This is a genomic window from Maribacter forsetii DSM 18668 (genome assembly GCF_000744105.1).
In the GTDB taxonomy this organism is placed as follows: Bacteria; Bacteroidota; Bacteroidia; order Flavobacteriales; family Flavobacteriaceae; genus Maribacter; species Maribacter forsetii.
Map to the genome: position 1 here is coordinate 4,143,451 of NZ_JQLH01000001.1, position 22,085 is coordinate 4,165,535.

A 22,085-nucleotide genomic window follows, 5' to 3' on the forward strand; every position below is an offset into this window, starting at 1 on the left:
TAATTGGTACAAGAAAAATATAAAACATGAAAATAGCGATTATAGGTGCAGGTAATTTAGGACTTTCTATAGCAAACGGAATTCTAAAAAGTAATGGTGCCACTAGCATGTACCTTACTAAAAGAGACATCAAATCTATTGCTGATTTTGAAAAATTTGACAAGGTTACCGTCACAAACGATAATCGCTTGGCGGTACAAAATTCAGACATTCTAATATTTGCGGTACAGCCCGTTCATTTTGCTGCAATCTTAGAAAGTGTAAAAGACCTCTTAACTGAAAACCATGTGATCATTTCCACCATAACGGGTTTCGGAATCGAAAAAATAGAAGCCGTTATAGGTAAGGATAATTACATTGTTAGAAGTATGCCAAATACCGCAATCTCAGTTGGTAAATCTATGACCTGTATTTGTAGCAATGAAAAAGGGAAAAAACGAATAGATCTTACAAAAGCAATTTTCAACAGAATGGGGCATTCTATGGAAATACCTGAAAGTCAAATGCAAGCTGCAACAGTTATTTGCGCAAGTGGTGTAGCTTTTTGGATGCGTTTAATTCGTGCCACCACGCAAGGTGCCATACAATTAGGTTTTGATGCCAAAGAGGCTCAAGAACTAGCCATGCATACCTGTAATGGTGCTGCAAGTTTATTAATAGATTCTGGTAATCACCCTGAAGAAGAGATTGATCGGGTAACAACACCAATGGGCTGTACCATAACTGGTTTAAATGAAATGGAGCACCAAGGTTTAAGCTCTTCTTTAATACAAGGTATAATTGCCTCTTACGATAAGATTACTGAATTTAAAACGAAGTAACACCAGCCAACAAAACCAATTCACTATTAAAATTGATGCTATTGAATTATGAAATTATTCGACGTTTACCCACTATATAATGTTACTCCTGTTTCCGCAAAAGGTATTGTGGTGACCGATGACAAAGGTCAAGACTATTTAGACTATTACGGTGGGCATGCCGTAATATCCATAGGACATTCGCACCCACATTATGTGAAGCGCCTTAAAGATCAATTAGATAAAATAGGATTTTATAGTAATGCGGTACAAAACCCGCTACAAGTAGAACTTGCTGAAAAACTAGGTGTAGTTTCTGGTTGCGAAGATTACAACTTATTTTTATGTAATTCTGGTGCCGAGGCAAATGAGAATGCGCTTAAAATGGCTTCTTTCGCTACTGGTAAATCTAAAGTTATCGCCTTTAATAATGGTTTTCATGGACGAACTTCTGCGGCAGTAGCGGCAACAGATAATCCATCTATAAATGCCGAATTAAATCAGCAACACGAAGTTGTCTTTCTTGACCTGAACGACATCAAAGGTTTTGAACGGGAAATTTCAAAGAATGTCTGTGCCGTAATCATAGAATCTATACAAGGTGTAGGCGGATTAGATGAACCTACTACCGAATTTTTACAAAAAGTAGCAGCACTATGTAAAGAAAATGATGCGCTATTAATTGCCGACGAGGTGCAATGTGGCTTTGGTAGAAGTGGTAAATTCTTCGGATTTCAACATCACAATATAATACCGGATATCATTAGCATTGCAAAAGGAATGGGTAATGGATTTCCTGTTGGCGGTGTTCTAATTCATGAGAGCATTAAAGCAAAATACGGAATGTTAGGAACCACTTTTGGTGGAAACCACCTGGCATGTGTAGCTACTTTGGCTGTACTTGAAGTTATTGAAAAAGAAAACTTGATAACCAACGCGCAAGAGCTGGGAGTGTATTTTAATGAAAAGGCAAAAGAAATTCCGCAAGTAAAACGAGTAAAAGGAAGGGGATTAATGTTAGGATTGGAATTCGATTTTCAAGTTGCCGATTTACGCAAAAAATTAATCCACGAACAACACTTGTTTACCGGTGGAGCAAAAGATAAAACGGTACTTAGAATTTTACCTTCTTTAAATATTACAAAACAAGATTTAGACGTGTTCTTCACAGCTCTTAAGACTGTATTATCATGAAAACAACACTTAGTTTAGAAAAAAGAAATGCCGTATTAAAACGTATGGCAGAATTGGTGCAACAAGAGGAATCTATTTTAATGTCTGCCAATGAGAAAGATTTAAATTCTTTTGAATCAGGCGACATTGCCATGATCGATCGCTTAAAGGTAAATAAGGACAAGGTAGCAGAAATGGTTTCTTCCTTAAAAAAGTTAGCTTCCCTACCTGACCCTTTGCATGTAGAACGTTTTCAATTTACGCATGACAACGGTTTAGAAATCAGTAATAAAACGGCTCCCTTCGGTACTATTATGATTATTTATGAATCTAGACCTGACGTGACTATTGAAGCTGCCGGGATTGCTTTTAAATCTGGAAACAAAATTTTACTAAAAGGTGGTAAAGAGTCGCTAAACTCAAACTTAGTTCTGGTCAACCTTTGGCATAAAGCATTAGAATCTTGCGACTGTGCTACAGATTGGGTGACCTACCTAAATTACTCTAGAGTAGAAACACAACAGTTTTTAGAAAACCCGACTCAAAAACTAGATTTGATTGTTCCACGTGGAGGCGAAAAATTAATCGCTTTTGTAAAACAACACGCTAAGTGCCCAGTAATTGTAAGTGGGCGTGGCAACAACTTTGTATATGTTTCTCAAGATGCAGATCTGCAATTGGCACTTGATGTTATTGTAAACGCAAAGACGACTAAAATATCGGCTTGTAATGCTGTTGATAAAGTGATTATATCAAGAGATTTACCTCGCAAGGCAGAGTTTTTAACTCACTTGATTCAGACTTTAAAAAAGCATAACGTTGAAATATTGACCGATGCCAAACTAGCCGGTATGGATGGTACTTCGCAAATGGAAAATGAGTCGGTCTGGTATGAAGAATTTTTAGATTATAAAATTGTCATTGGGCAAGTGCCTGATTTTGATGAAGCTATACAATTGATCAACACTTACGGTGGTGGACATTCAGCTGCTATCATCACAAAAGACGAAGAAGAGGCAGATATTTTCATGCAATCAGTTGACACGGCTGCAGTATACCATAATGCATCTACCCGGTTTACTGATGGCGGACAATTTGGATTAGGTGGTGAACTAGCTATAAGTACTGACAAATTACACCAACGCGGTCCCATTGGCTTGCAGCATTTGGTTACCAATAAATGGTACGTAAAGGGGAATGGACAGATTAGATAGGTGATTAGTTGTTCGTTGTTCGTAAAACGAATAATTATTGTGTCCGGTCGAGCGCAGTCGAGACCTGAAAAAAGGAGTTAGGAAAAATAAAATAAGCCTGACAAAATCAGAATTAGCATGTTGAAAAAGAGAATTTTATTGAAATTAGGTTCTAATACCTTAACCAAGGACACTGACCATATTTCTCGTGGTAAAATTGAAGATATTGGTAGGCAAATAGCTGCACTAAAGAATCAATATGAATTCATTATAGTGAGTTCTGGTGCTATTGCGGCAGCTAAGCAATTCGTTAAGATTGAACATAACGGTGAAGAAATTAACGTTAAGCAAGCGCTCGCATCTATTGGTCAGCCTCATCTTATGCGTATTTTTCAAGAGAATTTCAGAGAATTAGGTCTTTTTACTTCTCAGTGCTTATTGTCTTATTCCGATTTTGAAAAGGAACAAACCAGAGTGAATATTAAAAACACGATAAACGTTCTGGTCGCTAATAATTTCATCCCTATCATTAATGAAAATGACACGGTAGCAACAGATGAAATTAAGTTTGGTGATAACGATAAATTAGCCGGATTAACAGCTTCTCTTTTATCTGCGGATATTCTAATTATTGCTACTAATACTGACGGAATATATACGAAGTCTTCTTTATTGACTTCTACACCAAAAACTATTGAAACAGTATCGGATCTAAGCATCCTGTTAAAAGAAATAGACGAATCTAAATCCACACATGGCACAGGCGGTATGCAATCTAAAATAGATGCAGCCACTATCGCCCAAAAAGCAGGTATTGAAACTTGGATAACCAATGGTTTAAAAGACCACTTCATTACTGACGCCATTGATAACAACAGCACATTTACAAAAATTAAAGTATCATGAATTACCTTTCTATAAACGATATCGATTCTTTATCTACCTGGGTAAAAGAAGCCATTGCCCTAAAAGAGCAACCTAAAAAACATAAAGCTCTAGGAAGTGATAAAACTATAGGTTTACTATTTTTCAACAACTCACTTCGTACGCGTTTAAGCACTCAAAAAGCAGCGATGAATCTAGGTATGGAAGTCATTGTCATGAACTTTGGTAGCGAAGGTTGGGCTTTAGAATATGCTGATGGCACTGTTATGGACCAAGGTACTTCTGAGCATATTAAAGAAGCTGCACAGGTAATTTCTCAATATTGCGACATCATTGCCATTCGTGCTTTTGCGGGCTTAAAAGACAAAGAGTTGGACGAAGCCGAGGAAGTTTTAAACGGATTTAAAACATACGCATCTGTACCTATCGTAAATATGGAGAGTTCTGTTGGGCACCCGTTACAAGCACTAACCGATGCCATTACTTTAGAGGAACATAACTTTAAGAACAATCCAAAAGTGGTATTATCATGGGCTCCTCACCCAAGGGCTTTACCACACGCGGTAGCTAATTCATTTATACAAATGATGCAAAAGCAAAATGCTGAATTTGTGATTACCCATCCGCAAGGATATGAGCTAGACCAAAACATCACTAAAGATTGTACTATTGAGCACGACCAAGAAAAGGCGCTAGAAAACGCCGATTTTGTATATGTAAAAAACTGGAGCAGTTATAATGACTATGGTCAAATAAAATCTCAAGATTCTAATTGGCAAATGACCCTTAAGAAATTAGGCAAAGCTAAATTTATGCATTGCCTACCGGTACGTAGAAATGTAGTGGTTGCCGATGAAGTTTTAGATAGCAATCAGTCTTTGGTCATAGAACAAGCGAATAACAGAACATACGCAGCACAATTGGTGCTAAAGAAAATATTGGAAAAAAATGAAAATTAATAAGTGGATTTACATAGGCATCGCTTTATTTGCCCTAATCTTATTTGTCGCTAATATGGCAGATATTGACCACAGTACCGCACATTGGAAAACGTACATGGGCCCAGTAAGCAACATTATTCTTATTATAGCCATGGTTCTCATGTTTAAATTTGCCGACTATGAAAAGTAAACTAAGTGTTGTAAAAATTGGTGGTAATGTCATTGAAGATGAAAAAGCCTTAGATATCTTTCTTATTGCATTTTCCAAAATTGAAGGATTAAAAATATTAGTGCACGGCGGTGGTAAATTGGCTACTCAACTAGCTACAAAACTAGGCATTGAATCTAAAATGATAGATGGTAGGCGCATTACCGATGCTGAAACCGTAGATATCATTACCATGGTCTATGGCGGATTGGCAAACAAAAAAATCGTTGCTCAATTACAAGCAAAAAATACGAACGCTATTGGCTTAAGTGGTGCGGATGGTGATAGCATACAGGCACATAAACGCCCCGTTAAGGAAATTGATTATGGATTTGTTGGCGATATTGATGGAGTAAATTCAGGTTTACTGACCAAACTTTTATCTGCCGATTTAACTCCAATTTTCTGTGCGTTATCGCATGACGGATCCGGGCAATTACTGAATACCAATGCAGATACCATTGCTTCTGAAATTGCAATTGGTATGGCACGGACCTTTGAAACAACCTTGTATTATTGCTTTGAGAAAAAAGGGGTTTTAATGGATATTGCCGATGAAAACAGTGTTGTTAAACATATTGATTCCAACACCTATCAAAAGCTCTTATCTGATGGTATCATTGCGGACGGAATGTTACCAAAACTTCATAATTGCTTTCATGCATTAAACAATAAAGTAGCAAAAGTATGCTTGGGTGATGTTACGATGCTAGATACAAAAACAGAACTGTTCACGACAATACAACTATAAGATGAACCAAACAGAACTTACGGAAAGTGCCATATCTTTATTAAAGGAACTTATTTCAATAGAATCTTTTTCTAAGGAAGAAGACAAAACTGCCGATGCTATACAAGCTTGGTTGGCTAAATACGACATCCCTACAGAAAGAGATCTCAACAATGTTATTGCGAAGAATAAATTCTGGGACGATACTAAACCAACCTTACTTTTAAACTCGCATCACGATACTGTTAAACCTAATAAAGCGTATACTAAAGACCCCTTTTTGCCCCACATTGAAGATGGAAAATTATTCGGATTAGGTAGTAATGATGCTGGAGGTCCATTGGTGTCTCTATTAGCAACTTTCGTAAACTATTACCATGATGAAAACCTAAACCATAATATTCTTATGGTCGCTTCTGCAGAAGAAGAAAATGCAGGTGAAAATAGTTTACGTGGGTTATTGCCAAAACTTCCACATATAGATGTTGCTATTGTTGGCGAACCTACACTAATGTTACTTGCTATTGCAGAAAAAGGTTTGGTCGTTTTTGATGCCGTGGTAAAGGGCACTCCGTCACATGCTGCACATCCCAATGATGATAATTCCATCTATAATTCTATCAAAACATTAGAATGGTTTAAGAACTTTAAATTTGAGAAAACTTCTGAAGCCCTTGGAGATGTAAAAATGACCGTCACTCAAATTAGTGCAGGATCACAACACAATGTGGTACCGGCTCAAGTTGATATGGTAATTGATGTTCGTGTAAATGATGCCTATAGCAACAAAGAAATTGCAGATTTACTGAAGAAGAATGCGCCATGCGAATTAAAGGAGCGATCTTTACGCCTTAATTCGTCGAAAATAGATAAAGATCATCCATTAGTAAAATCGGGGATTGCATTAGGCAGAACAACTTATGGCTCACCTACACTCTCTGATCAAGCAGCATTAAGTTGCCAGTCACTGAAACTAGGTCCTGGTGACAGTACTCGCTCCCACTCTGCCAATGAATTTATCTATGTACATGAAATTGAAGAAGGAATAGATTTGTATATTAAAATATTAAAAGGCTTCCTTTCAAATAACAATTAACAACAACCAATTACTAATAAGCATTGTTCACTGCTTAATTGCTAATTGATAACTGACAACATATGAAACTCTGGGATAAAGGATTTAGCACTGATAAAAAGATTGACCACTTCACCGTTGGAAATGATAGAGAATTAGACCTACACTTAGCTAAATATGATGTAATAGCTTCTAAAGCGCATGCTAAAATGCTTGGTAAAATAGGACTGATTTCCCCTAAGGAAACTGCAGAGCTAGTAAATGAATTAGACCATATTGCAGCACGTATTGAAAAAGGAACTTTTACTATTGAAAATTCCTTTGAGGACATGCATTCTAAAATTGAATACTTACTTACCTTAAGCCTAGGTGATACCGGTAAAAAAATACATACTGCACGTTCTAGAAACGATCAAGTTCTTGTAGCAATGCACCTATATTTAAAGGACGAATTGACCGAGATCAAGTCGATGACTAAATCGCTTTTCAATCTTTTGCTAGTAAAAGCTCAAGAACATAAGGATGTCATGTTACCTGGATACACGCATTTACAGATCGCGATGCCTTCCTCATTCGGACTATGGTTTTCCGCCTATGCAGAAAGCTTAATAGATGACCTTTATTTTATTGAAGCAGCTTATAAAGTTGCCGATCAAAACCCTTTAGGTAGTGCCGCTGGTTACGGTAGTTCTTTTGCCATAGACCGAAGCTACACTACTGAAGAAATGGGTTTTGCAACTATGAAGTATAATGTAGTGGCTGCTCAAATGAGTAGAGGAAAAGCAGAAAAAGCGACAGCCTTTGGCATTGCCAATATTGCCGCGACCTTGTCTAAAATGGCTATGGATATCTGTTTGTACATGAGTCAGAATTTTGATTTTATCTCATTCCCAGATGAGTTGACTACAGGTTCTAGCATTATGCCTCACAAAAAAAATCCTGATGTTTTTGAATTGGTACGTGGTAAGTGTAATAAGTTACAATCCATTCCAAATCAATTAACCTTGGTTATTAACAACCTACCAAGTGGCTATCATAGAGATTTACAATTGGTAAAGGAAATTATTGTTCCTGCCATACAGGATATGAAAGCCTGTTTAGAGATTTTGACTTTTAGTCTCAAAGAGATTAAAGTAAATGACAGTATTCTAGATGATCCAAAATATGATTACCTATTTAGTGTAGATACTCTAAATGAATTGGTACAAAATGGAATGCCTTTTAGAGATGCATACAAGAAAATGGGTATGGAAATTAACGAAGGTACATTCTCACCAAAAAGAGATATTCACCATTCTCATGAAGGTAGCCTTGGTAATTTATGTTTAAAGGAAATTAACGATAAAATGAAGGAAGTTTAGTCTTCCTTCAAATACCTATCTGAATAAGTTTTAGTAAACTGGGCTCCGAAGGTAACTATCAAGCTTGAGTAAGATACCCATAACATAACCAGTATTATACTACCTGCCGCGCCATATGTAGAGCCGGGTTCTGCTTTACCAAAATAGAAAGCCAAGGCATACTTACCCACTAAAAATAGAAGTGCCGTAAGTGCTGCACCAACCTTAACCGCTTTCCATCGTACATGGGTGCTGGGCAAGTATTTAAACATAGCCCCAAATAACAAGTAGATAAACCCAAGTGACAATAGTAAATCTAAAACAAAACCTAATTCTAGCATCCCTTCTGGTAATAAGCTAGAGAGTTGGGTAGAAAATGCCGACAATAAAGAGGTCAATACAAAACTGACCAATAGTAAAAAGCCTATAATAAGAATGAACCCAAAACCTTTCAAGCGCATGAATAATGTTGACAGAAACTCATTTGAGTATTTAGGTTTTGCTTCCCAAATATCATTTAAGGCATTCTGTAACTGATAAAATACCCCTGTAGCACCATAAATAAGCACCCCAATACCCAATAGCGTAGCAACTAAAGAAGTTTGCTCGCTACCTTGATTTTTAATGATATCTTGAATAGATTGTGCCGTATCCGATCCCATTGCCGAAGAAATTTCAGTATATAATTCGCCCTGTACAATCTCTTTTCCCCAGATACCACCAACCAATTCCAAAATTAAAATTAACAATCCAGGTAATGATAAAATGGCATAATATGCAATTACAGCACTAATTTGAAAAGGTTCTTTATCTATCCATATTTTAAAGGTTTTTACCAATAACTTAGGTAGATGAGTAAGCTTGAATTTAGGTGTATAATTATTTATTTCAGTGGACATGTATTGTTGTATTTATACCGTTCTTAAATCTAGCTTAGAAACCTTTTTCACAATACCCCTATCCAAAAAAATATTATCTCTTAAAGACGCAATCCTCTTCTTTAACTAGCTGATTATAATCTATTTCAACAAATAAATATCCTACACAACTGTTTAAGAGCTGTTCACAACAATTAATTTTAACATTTAACATTCATAGGCATCTTTGATATACACACTTGATCAAACCAACAGCATGCCATTATTTAAAAAGAGTATTACCCTTTTTCTTTTATTTTTAAGCGTTAATTTATTTGCTCAATCTTTCACCTCTACTTGGAATACCAATAATATAGAATCTGGATCCTCTCCCAATAACGAAATTACCATACCCACAAACCCTGCATACACTACCTATAATTATGATGTAGATTGGGGAGATGGAGCAACGGATACTGGCGTAACGGGAAACATTACCCATGACTATGCCACACCTGGCACTTACACCGTTCAAATAAGCGGCACATTTCCTTCAATTTATTTTAATGATGAAGTAGCCAATGATAAACTTAAAATTATTGAAATACTTAGTTGGGGAAACATCCAATGGCAAACCATGGAAAATGCTTTTTATGGTTGCGAGAACTTAAATTTTGATTTGATTGACGCCCCAAATTTAAGTCTAGTTACTTCTTTAAAAAATATGTTTAGAGAAGGCACTTCATTCACCGGAATTGTGAACAATTGGGACGTTTCTACAATAACGGATATTTCAGGAATCTTTTCTGGTTGTACCATTTTTGATAGACCTGTTGATACATGGACAACAAACTCCGTTACCGATATGTCCGAGACATTTAAAAGCACAGCTTTTAATCAACCCTTGGATAATTGGAACACTTCATCAGTTACTACTATGAAAGGAATGTTTATTGCTGCTGGACATTTTAATCAAAATATAAACAATTGGAATGTTAGTAATGTTACTGACATGTCACAAACATTTGCCTATACTAATGCCTTTAATAGACCTTTAAATAACTGGGATGTTAGCAGTGTTACAGATATGACATTTATGTTTGATGGCTCAGATTTTAATCAGCCTATTGATAATTGGAATGTTAGTAATGTTACTAGCATGTCTGGCATGTTTAGACACGCTAAATATAACCAACCCTTAGCTAGTTGGGACGTATCTTCTGTTGTAGATTTTTCCGCAATGTTTCAAAGAAATAGAACATTTAACCAACCTTTAAATACTTGGGTTGTAACAAATTCCACGAATATGTCTAGTATGTTTGATGGTTGGTATTGGGATCAAGTTTACAACCACCCATTAGACAATTGGAATGTTAGTAACGTAACGAACATGAGTTACATGTTTAGAGACAACTCTGGTTTTAACCAAGATATTAGCGGATGGGATGTGAGCAATGTCACCAATATGCAAGGTATGTTTTCGCTAACAGATGTTTTTAATCAGGACATAAGTGGGTGGAACGTTAGTAGTGTTACAAATATGTCTACAACGTTCCAACAGGCACAGGTATTTAATCAACCTCTAAACAATTGGAATATAAGTAATGTAGAAAATGTTTCATCAATGTTTGAAAGGGCTTCAAGTTTCAATCAACCATTAAATTTATGGAACCTCAGCAATGTTACTAGTTTCCAAAATATGTTTAACCGTGCAAGTTCTTTTAATCAAGATATATCGGGATGGAATACATCAAGTATCACCAATATGTCTGGTATGTTTACTTCTGCCAGCACTTTCAACCAAAACTTAGGTGTTTGGGATATTTCTTCTGTAACCAACATGACAAACATGTTGTCAAATAGTGGTTTTTCACAGGAAAATTATGACAATACTTTAATAGCTTGGTCTGCACAAACTGTAAACTCAGGAATAAATTTAGGGGCAACAAACCTACAATATTGTGATGCCTTAAGCCAAAGACAAAGTTTAATAGATGATGATGGGTGGACTATTACTGGAGATGCCGTAAATTGTTCTTATGTATTGTGTACCGATATTACCATGCCACATGCTAGCGATACTGCTACACCAGCAAATAGTGATATCCGTTGGGATCCTGCACCTAATGCTACGGGATATCGTATTTACTTAGAAATTGAAAGAGGTGGAGCAAGAAATTATGTTAATATCAATGGCTCACCTGCAAACAATCTTGATGTTGGCAATACTGTTGGAATTAGTTTCTCTAGTGAATTTGACCCTGGAGATACTGTTTATGTAACAGTTGTTCCCTACAATGATGAAGGACCAGCGACAGGTTGTCAAGAAATTAGTTATACTGTAGTAGAAAGCTGGGTAAACAGAACCGATGTTTTTAAAATCACTATTGACACTAGAAATTTAGATACCAATTCTACCGCAGCTAATCAATATAGAATTGAATTAAATGATGGTTCTCCTGATTATTTAACCTATGATTTCAATATTGATTGGGGAGATGGACAGTATGATAATAATGTTACAAATGATATAACACATACTTACTTAACTCCAGGAATTTATACCATTGCAATTATTGGAGATTTCCCTTCGTTCCGTCAAGAATCAAGCAATAGAGATAATAAAAAACTTATTTCAATGGACCAATGGGGTGACCAAGTCTGGCAAAGTATGAACCAGGCTTTCTATTTCTGTGAGAACATGGTTTACAATACTACAGATATCCCTAATTTAACTCAAGTAACAAACATGTCTCGTATGTTCAGAAGGGCATGGCTCTTTAACAATGACATTAATAACTGGGATGTTAGTAATGTTACGAATATGAGCAATATGTTCTATCAGGCATACATTTTCAATCAGCCATTAAATAATTGGGATGTAAGCAATGTAACCACAATGGATAATATGTTTAACGCCGCTCAAGCATTTAATCAAAATATTGATACTTGGGATGTTGAAAATGTTACTTCAATGCAATACATGTTTGCTAATACTGATGCCTTTGACCAACCCCTTAATTCATGGAATGTTTCTAATGTAACAACCATGAAGTCTATGTTCCAAAGGGCAGAATTATTTAATCAGCCACTTAACAATTGGATTGTTACAAATGTTACCAGTATGGAGGAGATGTTCAATTCAGCCGAACTTTTTAATCAAAACATAGATAATTGGGATGTAAGTAATGTTAACAGTATGAGAGGAATGTTCAATGCAGCAAGAGCATATGACAGCCCTTTAAATTCATGGGACGTTGACAATGTAACCAACATGGAATCTATGTTCAGTTCCACACCATTGTTTAATCAACCATTGAGTAATTGGAACGTAAGTAGCGTAACCAATATGAGAAGTATGTTTAGCGGCTCTACGCTTTTTAACCAAGATATTGACAGTTGGAACGTAACCAATGTTTTAAACATGTCAACGATGTTCAACTATGCAGCTGCATTTAACCAGCCCTTAAATAGTTGGGATGTAAATTCTGTTGTAAACATGTCAAGTATGTTTCGTGGGGCATCAACATTTAACCAATCCCTTGATAATTGGGATGTGAGTGCCGTAGCAAATATGACTTCTATGTTTGAAGATGCTACATTGTTTAACCAACCTATAAATACATGGAACGTTAGTTCAGTAACACTAATGGAATCTATGTTTGAAGATGCCGAAGTTTTTAATCAAAATTTAAATAATTGGAACACTGCGGTAGTAACCAATTTTGAAGCCATGTTTAAAAATGCCTTGGCTTTTAATGAAACAATATCTAATTGGAATACAGGCGAAGCTTTAACTATGCAAGAAATGTTTAGTGGAGCAACAGCATTTAATCAAAACATAGACCCATGGAATGTTTCTTTTGTAACTATTATGCGAGCTATGTTTAATGATGCTACCAGTTATAACCAAACCATGAACTCTTGGAACGTAGCTTCTGTAACCACTATGGAAGACATGTTTAAAGATGCAAGTACTTTTAATGAGAACATTAGTGATTGGAACGTTAGAGGCGTAACCACTTTGGAAGAAATGTTCAGTGGGGCAACCGCCTTTAACCAAGACCTAAATAACTGGCGTATAGCGGGTGTAAGCAATATGGACTATATGTTTAGAAATGCATCGGCATACAACCAACCTTTGGATTTATGGAATCCTGGTAATGTAACTATGCGTTCTATGTTCGATGATGCCATTGCTTTAAACCAAAGTTTAGCGGATTGGGATGTTAGTGGTGTTACTGATATGCGCGACATGCTTGACAATACGGCACTCATAAGAGAAAATTATGATACTACTTTAATTGCTTGGTCTGAGCAAAACTTAACTCCTGGTATTACACTTGGTGCAGAAGATTTACCTTATTGTGATGCTCAAGAAGAAAGACAGTCTATGATCGATAATTTTGGATGGACGTTTGACCAAGATGTTCGCGATTGCCCAATACCAGATTGTACGCTACTAACATCTCCGCTCAATGGCGATACAGAAGTACCGGTAAACACCAACATTACATGGGAGCATGCCTTATATGCAGAAGGATACCGCTTAACGGTGGGCACCACTGCAGGCGGAAATGATATTGTAGATAATATTACCATTACCAATGAAACTTCATACGAATTTGCATCAGATTTTAATACTGGAGATACTATCTACGTAACCTTGATTCCTTTTAATACAGAAGGAGATGCTGTGGGGCCTTGTACCGAAGAAAGCTTTACTATTTCCAGTAGTCCTGCTACCATACCTGAATGTACTAGTTTAACCGAGCCGTTACATGCCGCAACAGATGTAGCCGTAACTACAGATTTAAGCTGGAACCCGATTTCAAATGCCGATGGCTACAAACTTACTGTTGGTACTTCATCTGGAGCTAACGACATATTAGGTCCTGAAGATGTTGGTAATATAAATACCTATGAATTTACTTCTAACTTACCTGAAGACAGTGATATTTTCGTCACTATAATTGCTTATAATGATGAAGGAGATGCTACTTCATGTACCGAAGAAAATTTCCATACCGAGATAATTCCTGTTCCACCAACTTGTACAAACTTAAACAGCCCTGTTAACGGTGCAACCGAAATTGCTATTAACACTCATTTAAGCTGGACACCAATAGCTAACGCAACAGGTTATTTAGTAATTGTAGGCACTACCTCTGGCGGTATAGAAATAGTAAACAATGCAGATGTTGTTGGCGCCAACACCTATGATATTCCTGTAGATTTACAAGAAGCTAGAATGCATTATGTAACCATTATTCCTTATAATGCTGAAGGGGATGCTACTGGTTGTATAGAAGAAACCTTTACAACGGGTGATTCTACAAGTCCACCGTCATGTACTACGCTAACAGCTCCTATTAATGGCGCAACTGCGGTTGACCCTAGCACAAATTTAACTTGGACAGAATTATCATCTGCAACCGGTTATAAATTGACCGTAGGAACAACAAGTGGAGGTTCAGATATTTTTACAGATGATGTGCTAAATGTAACCACATACGACCTTGCCGCCAATTTACCAGAAAGCACACCTATTTATGTGACAGTAACACCATATAACGATAATGGCGATGCTATTGGTTGTACCGAAGAAAGTTTTACTACAGATGGTGCTCCTTTTTGTACCACACTAGCAACTCCTGCAGATGGTGCTACAAATGTTCCTGTAGACACCAATATTGAATGGAACACAGTAGCTAATACCGACGGTTACCGAATTACCGTTATTGGCAGCAACAGTACGGCGAATAACATGACCGATTTTGAAGTGACAAGTGGCAATACCTTTAACTTTTCAAATGATTTTATAGAAGGAGAAACGGTTACGGTAACTATTAAACCATATAACAACAACGGAGAGGCCAGTGGTTGTACATCTGAAACTTTTACAATCGTGCCTCCACCAGTACCCACTTGTACTACGCTTATTACACCCGTAAACAATACTGCAAATGCAGATATAGATACTGATATTAGCTGGAATGCTGTTGCCGGAGCAACGGGTTACACGATAACCGTAACAGCAAGTGAAAGTACTGCCAATAACTTAACTGAAGTAGACGTTATTGCAACTTCCTATGATTTCACGAATGACTTTATACAAGGTGAAATGGTAACAGTTACCATAACACCATTTAATGTATCTGGTGCCGCTACAGGCTGTACATCAGAATCATTTGCCATTAAGCCCGTACCTACATGTACTAGCTTAAACACACCTGTAAATGGTAATGACGCGGTCGATGCCAGTATTTCAATATCTTGGGATGGAGTATATGATGCCATTGGGTATTTCGTTACCATTTCCGCTAATACAAGTACCGCTAACAATGTAACGGATTTTAAAACCACAGCTACTTCTTTAGATTTCACTGATGACTTTACGCAAGGTGAAACCGTTTCAGTTACCATTATTCCTTACAACGAGTCTGGTAATGCAATTGGTTGTACTACAGAAAGTTTTTCCATTCAGGCAGTGCCTACTTGCACAGGTTTAATTTCACCTGCAAATGGTGCTATAGATGTACCTGTAAACACTGATATAGAATGGACAACAGTGCCTGAAGCAGATGGCTATCTTCTTACGGTCACAGGTAGTTCAAGCTCAGCAAATAATGTTGACCAACTGAATATAACTACTGGTAACAGCCATATGTTTACCAATGATTTTGATCAAGGCGAAACCGTATCGGTTACTATAATACCTTACAACAATGCTGGGGAAGCCATTGGTTGCACTATGGAAAGTTTCAGCATTAAGTCTATTCCAAATTGTACCTTCTTAACCTCTCCTCTAAACGGTGCAGTTTTGGCAGAAGTAAATGAAATTTCATGGAATACCGTACCGGATGCAGACGGATACAGATTAACTGTTTTCGCAAATAACAGTACGGCAAACAATGTATCCGATTTAGAAGTTACCGATACTACATATACTTTCCCTAATGAATTTAACGAAGGTGAAACAGTTACAGTGACGATAGTTCCTTTTAATGATGTTGGCGATGCCATTGGTTGTGTTTCTGAGAGCTTTACCATAAGACCATTACCAACTTGCACCAATTTGATAGCTTCGTTACAAAATGTAAATAATGTTGCCGTAACCGCAGATATTGAATGGAACCCTTCAAACGATGCAGATGGTTACAGAATCTCAATAGGTACAACCGCCAACGGAAACGATATCGTAGACAATGAAGATGTAGCCTCTTTGACCAGTTATATACTGAATGAAGATTTACCATCTGAAACACAAATTTTCATCACCATTACGCCTTACAATAGTTCTGGAGACGCTGAAAGTTGTACTACTGAAAGTTTCACAACTGAAGTAATCGCACCCGATTGTGCGGTTCTTATTAGTCCGACAAACGGAGAAACAAATGTTTCATTAGAGAGGACAATTTCATGGAATGAAGTCGAAAAAACCAACGGCTATCGTATTTCCATTGGAACCTCAGCGAATTCTAACGACATCATTGACAATGTGGATATGGGTAATTTAACAACATATACTCATCATGATGAGTTTCCATTTGACACTGAAATTTTTGTAAATATCACCTCATATAACAGCGCAGGAGAATCCGCTGGTTGTGAAACTCAATCATTTACTACAATGATTCCAGAAGATGAAACAAAATACGGATTCTCACCTGATGGTGACGGTATAAATGAATACTGGCATATTGAAAACATAGATTACTACCCTGAAAATGTAGTGAGTATTTATAACCGTTGGGGAGATATGGTTTTTCAAATTGAAAACTATGACAATGCCGCTAACGTATTTTCAGGTACTGCGAATATGAGTATGAAATTAGGCGCAGACCAATTACCTGCAGGCACCTATTTCTTCAACATTCAAATAGATGGTGAAACTATATTAAGAAAAACACAAGGTTTCCTTGTATTAAAGCGATAATTACATGCAGAATTTATATAAAAATATCACTTTAATAGCATTCGTTTTAGGAGCATTGATCAATAATATAATGGCTCAACAAACGCCAACATTCTCAGAGTACAATTACAATCCGTACCTAGTAAATTCTGCTTTTGCCGGTTTGGCACCTAGTGCAGAAATAGGTATTAGTAATACTGGAACTTTCAATCAATTTGAAGGTAGTCCTAAAAGCTTTGCCCTTAGTTTTCATACTCCCTTAAACCGAGGAAAAGTTGGTTTGGGAGCTGGATTAATTCGTGATGAAGTTGGAGTCACCACTTCAACGAGTGCATTTGCTACGTATTCTTACAAAATATTTTTCGACACCAAAAAGAATAGACCATATTGGCAAATATATACCCCTAATTCATTATCCTTTTCTATATCTCCAGGTGTGCAACAATATCAAGAAAATTTACTGGAACTAGGCATAATGGACGATCCTAATTTCGCAATGAACATTAATGCTACCATACCTACTGTAGGACTTGGTTTCTTATTAAACTTAGCAGATGTATATGTTGGCTTCTCCACACCAAATGTAATTGAAGATATGCTGGTATCTGATGATAATGTGGAAATTAACGTGCCTTATTACGGGTATTTGGGCTATCGGTTTTACTCTAACAAATTTGAAGAATTAATGATTAAGCCCAACCTATTATTAAAGTATGAAAATGGCGCTCCTTTTCAAGCAGATGTAAATATAGCAGTAAGTTTTAGAAACCGATTTGAACTAGGAACCGGTTACAGAACCAATTCCTCTATAAATCTGTTGGCGGGAGTTTATCTTTTCAAAAACATTAGAGCTATTTACAGTTATAACGTAGCAACAAATGATTCTCCTTTAGGAAACACCCATGGTATTATTGCTACCTATCGTTTTGGAGAAGGCTTTAGTAGAGACTAGACCTTTCTCAACAAATCGTGAATGAATTCTAATTTCCTTTCTACTGGTTTAGAAATTATAAACGGATAAGGGTCATCTTCTCCCATAGAGCGGTTCATACTATTTAAAGTGAACAATAAAGGAATACCGGTATTCATTACTTTCTCAAACTTGATTTCTTTATAAGGGTCAAAACTAGCACTCATTTTTAAGTTTTTCTTAGCCGTAATTTTCGGATTTGATTTAAGTCCGAAATTATAGGCCGTTTCCAATACATCCGTTAAGTGTAGATAATGAGACCAAGTTTCTGCCCAATCTTCCCATGGGTGAGAAGAAGCATACTTACTAATAAAACTTTGTTGCCAATTCAATTTTGGACCATTTTTATAATGATTGGTCAGCGCATCAGCATACGACTCTGATTCATCACCAAAAATGCTTCTAAATTCCGCTAAAACATCCGGATTATCACGAATGAGCAAATCCCAAAAATAATGCCCCACTTCATGCCTAAAGTGACCAAGCAAAGTTCTATAACGCTCTGCCATTTGCTGCTTTACTTGCTCGCGAACAACAGGATCCGCTTCATCTATCATTAGGGTAATTACACCATCTGCATGCCCCGTTTTTAAATCTTTGGAACCTTCTGGCAAATCATCTTTAGCTAAAAAATCGAAACAAAAACCCTTCTCATCATCTACCGTTTTGCTGACCACTGGCAATCTAAAACGTAAGAGTTGGTATACCAATCTATGTTTTGCAACCTCTATATGTTTCCACTTTTCAAGGTTATCTTCATCTAAAAGATGCGGAATTGTTCTGTTAAGGGTACAGGCAAGACAGAATTTGCGACCTCTTGAAGCATCTACTAACCAATTACAAACGTTGTACTTGTAATTTTCACAGTACTGATAGATTTTGCCATCCAATTCAGGAATTTGCCATTTAGACACATTCGCATCTAAAGCCACTATCTTATTATAATAAGAAGAATAGCCTAGCAGATAGCCACAATTTACGCATGTATTATTTTCGAAAACAACTGTATTCTTACAGTTCGTGCACTGAAATAATTTCATATCCTATAGTCTTTTAAATAGACAAGGACATTGTATTACTTGATCATCTTAAGATTTATAACCTCTTGATCGGTCAAATACCTCCAGTGTCCTCTTGGTAAATCTTTTTTGGTAAGACCACCATAAACCACCCTATCCATTCTTTGGATTTTATATCCTAAAGTTTCAAAAATGCGTTCTACGATTTTGTTCCTAGAACTATAAATTTCAATACCAACTTCTCTTTTAGGAGCATCGGCTATAAAACTTACATCTTGTACACGAACCGCCTTTTCATCAACGACTACGCCTTCTTGTATCTTCTTTAAATCAGCACTCCTCAACTCTTGATCTAAAACCAAATGATAGATTTTACGCATTCCGTTTATTGGACTCTTCAGTACCTTGGTCATGCTACCATCATTGGTAAACAAAAGTAAACCTGTATGTTCTTTTTCCAATTTATCAACTGGTAATAATTTTGACTTAGACGCACTAGATATTAACCCAGATACATGTCTCTTACCACGTTCATCTCTTATGGTAGTCACAAAATCTTTAGGCTTGTTGAGAAGAACATACTCTCTCTTGATAGGATTTAACAATTGACCATCGAATTTTACCTCATCGGTTAACTTTACCTTATAGCCCATTTCTGTAATAGGTTTCCCATTTACAGTTACATTACCTGCAGCAATGTATATATCAGCATCTCTTCTAGAGCATACTCCAGAGTTAGCAACATATTTATTTAATCTAATAGAATTTGGATCTTGGGGCTTAGCCGGTGTTACATTTTTCTTGATGGGCGCATTACCACGAGCATAGCTCTTCTTCTTGAAATTACCACCTTGCCTACCTGAAGCATTTTTTCCCCTACTAGAATCATCCCTACTCATAACTGTACTAATTTTGCACAAAGGTAGCAAATTGCGTTGCGGTTCAAATAGTTATATGAAACATATTACGAACAACTATAGTATTCTATTTAAAACCAACTGTACATCTATAAGTAGAATACTAAAGACACCCATAACTATGATAAGTTTTAGAATGTTGTGCAGCCAAACATAGTCTTTACGGGCTTTTGCTTTAAAAAGTAACACGATGAACAAAATCATTAAGAGCACGCATAATATGAAGTAAAAGTTCATATACCCTACATCAAACTGAAAAATCAGTAGTAAAGATGGTACCAAGGTCAAAAAAATTAAAAAAGAAATCAACAATTTTGAAGTTCTAGCACCGTAAATAATAGGAATGGTTCTATAATTCTGAGCTAAATCTCCTGATATATTTTCTAAGTCTTTCACCATTTCACGAGCAAGTATCAATAAAAAGAGGAATACTGCATGTACAAAGATGACCGGCTGAATATTCTTATAATAAACGAACACTACAAAAAAGGGCGTAATTGCCAATGTAGCCGAAATAAAATTACCTAAAAACGGAATTCGCTTGAGCTTATGGGAATAGATCCAAATACCAAATATGTAAGATGAAAAAAAGAATACCGCTTTGAACGAAACATAGCTAGCGACTACTACTGCCAAAAAATTTAATACAAAATAGGTGGTCAACTTAAACCGCTGGCTTACCAAACGATCTAACATGCTTTTTCTTGGTTTGTTAATTAGGTCTTTCTCTGCGTCGTAGAAATTGTTTATGATATAACCACCGGCAATGACCAAAGCAGATGCCAATACAATTACGAAGAGATTAATATCGAATACCACCCTACGTACAGGAAGTTCTGGCGCAAGTATATAAATAGACGCTAAATATTGAGCTAGAGCTATAACTAAAATGTTATACCCTCTAACCACTGAAAACAGACTCAGTACTTTTAAAAGTAAGAGTTTATTTCTTCTATTAAGCATTTATGAAAATTACCTAAAAATTATAGACTACTTCTAGTTTATAGTCTTTTAACGCAGTTTTAGCTTTTTCAAAATCTTCTGTAAAACCTAATATATAACCACCACCACCTGAGCCACAAAGCTTTAAGTAGTAATCATTGGTATCAATTCCGTTTTTCCACAAAGCATGGAACTTTGCAGGAATCATAGGTTTAAAGTTATCTAAAACAACATGGGAAAGTTGCTTTAAATTACCGAATAACGATTGAATATTGCCATTCACGAAATCTTCTACACAGGCATCTGTATGTTTAATGAACTGATTCTTTAACATACTTCTAAAACCGTCATTTTTCATTTGTTCCATGAAAATCTGAACCATTGGTGCAGTTTCACCAATAATTCCGCTATCTAATAAAAATACCGCTCCTTTACCTTCTGCATTTTGCGAAGGAATACTTGTAGACTCGATATTGTCTTTAGAATTTATAAGTATCGGAAGGCTTAAATAGCTATTTAAAGGATCTAGCCCAGATGATTTACCATGAAAAAACGATTCCATTTTACCGAATATCGTTTTAAGTTTCAATAATTTTTCTCTAGTTAAATTCTCAAGAACCGTTATTTTATCTTGTGCGTATTTATCATATATTGCTGCCACCAAAGCACCACTACTACCCACTCCATAGCCTTGCGGTATAGAACTGTCAAAATACATACCTTCTGCAACGTCTGCTTTTAAAAGGTCCAAATCAAAAGAAACCAAATCTGGCTCTTTTTCTGTAAGCTCCTTTAAGTACACAGCAAAAGATGCTAAGCTTTCATTAGATTTGTTTGCCTCTTTTGACATGTTGGCATCAGATTTCAAAGCTCCCTTATAAAAATTATAGGGTATTGATAATCCTTTGGAATCTTTAATGATACCATACTCTCCAAAAAGAAGAATTTTTGAATAAAAAAGCGGTCCTTTCATTTTTTTAAAACTAAGCTGACATTGAAACTTATATAAATATAGTCAAAGATTCATAAAAAGTTGAACGTTTTACCCTAAAGAGTTAAACAAATTAGATAAATCATTCTTTTATAAACGTTTCTTCCAAAGAAATAGTACTTTAAT

The 22,085-nt window shown here is 36.3% G+C and carries 15 protein-coding genes; 10 read left to right on the forward strand and 5 right to left on the reverse strand.

The genetic code is table 11. From position 1 onward, the window contains the following. Window positions 1-26: 26 nt before the first annotated feature. From proC to argH, 8 genes are all read left to right on the forward strand, one after another. Entirely contained in the window at window positions 27-821 is a 795-nt protein-coding gene (proC, locus tag P177_RS17630; protein WP_036156888.1) for a pyrroline-5-carboxylate reductase, read from the forward strand. Between the two features lie 48 nt (window positions 822-869). Continuing rightward, complete coding sequence (locus tag P177_RS17635) at window positions 870-1,994, forward strand: aspartate aminotransferase family protein (RefSeq protein ID WP_036156890.1); 1,125 nt, start codon at window positions 870-872, stop codon at window positions 1,992-1,994. After that, on the forward strand, window positions 1,991-3,187 hold the full coding sequence (locus P177_RS17640) for a glutamate-5-semialdehyde dehydrogenase (RefSeq protein ID WP_036156892.1): 1,197 nt from the start codon (window positions 1,991-1,993) through the stop codon (window positions 3,185-3,187). Before P177_RS17635 ends, P177_RS17640 begins: the two co-directional genes overlap by 4 nt. Before the next feature lie 117 nt (window positions 3,188-3,304). After that, complete coding sequence (gene proB / locus P177_RS17645) at window positions 3,305-4,072, forward strand: glutamate 5-kinase (RefSeq protein WP_036156893.1); 768 nt, start codon at window positions 3,305-3,307, stop codon at window positions 4,070-4,072. Beyond that, window positions 4,069-5,010 carry a Rossmann-fold NAD(P)-binding domain-containing protein gene (locus P177_RS17650; RefSeq protein WP_036156896.1) on the forward strand — a complete coding sequence of 314 codons (942 nt, stop codon included), beginning with the start codon at window positions 4,069-4,071 and terminating at the stop codon, window positions 5,008-5,010. Before proB ends, P177_RS17650 begins: the two co-directional genes overlap by 4 nt. Window positions 5,011-5,171: 161 nt before the next feature. Then, the gene (gene argB, locus P177_RS17660) at window positions 5,172-5,951 is read left to right on the forward strand and encodes an acetylglutamate kinase (protein ID WP_036156900.1); all 780 of its coding nucleotides are present in this window, start codon (window positions 5,172-5,174) and stop codon (window positions 5,949-5,951) included. A 1-nt stretch (window position 5,952) separates the two neighbouring features. After that, window positions 5,953-7,026 (forward strand): M20 family metallo-hydrolase, encoded by a 1,074-nt coding sequence (locus P177_RS17665; RefSeq protein WP_036156902.1) that lies wholly within the window; start codon window positions 5,953-5,955, stop codon window positions 7,024-7,026. A 62-nt stretch (window positions 7,027-7,088) separates the two neighbouring features. Continuing rightward, entirely contained in the window at window positions 7,089-8,366 is a 1,278-nt protein-coding gene (gene argH / locus P177_RS17670) for an argininosuccinate lyase (protein ID WP_036156904.1), read from the forward strand. On the opposite strand, the gene P177_RS17675 is transcribed toward argH, so the two are convergent. After that, window positions 8,363-9,244, reverse strand: coding sequence for a YihY/virulence factor BrkB family protein (locus P177_RS17675; protein ID WP_036156906.1), 882 nt, complete (start codon window positions 9,242-9,244; stop codon window positions 8,363-8,365). The genes argH and P177_RS17675 overlap by 4 nt on opposite strands. 235 nt (window positions 9,245-9,479) lie before the next feature. Here P177_RS17675 and P177_RS19550 point away from each other — a divergent pair, with 235 nt between their 5' ends. Both P177_RS19550 and P177_RS17685 read left to right on the forward strand, forming a co-directional pair. Further along, window positions 9,480-17,141, forward strand: coding sequence for a BspA family leucine-rich repeat surface protein (locus P177_RS19550; protein WP_051941907.1), 7,662 nt, complete (start codon window positions 9,480-9,482; stop codon window positions 17,139-17,141). A 4-nt stretch (window positions 17,142-17,145) separates the two neighbouring features. Beyond that, window positions 17,146-18,072, forward strand: a complete 927-nt coding sequence (locus P177_RS17685) for a PorP/SprF family type IX secretion system membrane protein (RefSeq protein WP_036156908.1) — start codon at window positions 17,146-17,148, stop codon at window positions 18,070-18,072. Here P177_RS17685 and P177_RS17690 read toward each other — a convergent pair. The 4 genes from P177_RS17690 to P177_RS17705 form a co-directional block, all read right to left on the reverse strand. Next, window positions 18,069-19,130: a zinc-binding metallopeptidase family protein gene (locus P177_RS17690; protein ID WP_036156909.1), complete on the reverse strand. Its 1,062-nt coding sequence runs from the start codon at window positions 19,128-19,130 to the stop codon at window positions 18,069-18,071. The two genes, P177_RS17685 and P177_RS17690, sit on opposite strands and share 4 nt — an antisense overlap. 35 nt (window positions 19,131-19,165) lie before the next feature. After that, the gene (locus P177_RS17695) at window positions 19,166-20,008 is read right to left on the reverse strand and encodes a pseudouridine synthase (protein WP_036156911.1); all 843 of its coding nucleotides are present in this window, start codon (window positions 20,006-20,008) and stop codon (window positions 19,166-19,168) included. Between the two features lie 75 nt (window positions 20,009-20,083). Then, a complete protein-coding gene (locus P177_RS17700; protein WP_036156913.1) occupies window positions 20,084-20,989 on the reverse strand; it encodes a geranylgeranylglycerol-phosphate geranylgeranyltransferase in 906 nt (301 codons plus the stop codon). 13 nt (window positions 20,990-21,002) lie between these two features. Further along, a complete protein-coding gene (locus tag P177_RS17705; protein WP_036156915.1) occupies window positions 21,003-21,941 on the reverse strand; it encodes a mevalonate kinase family protein in 939 nt (312 codons plus the stop codon). Window positions 21,942-22,085 lie beyond the last annotated feature (144 nt).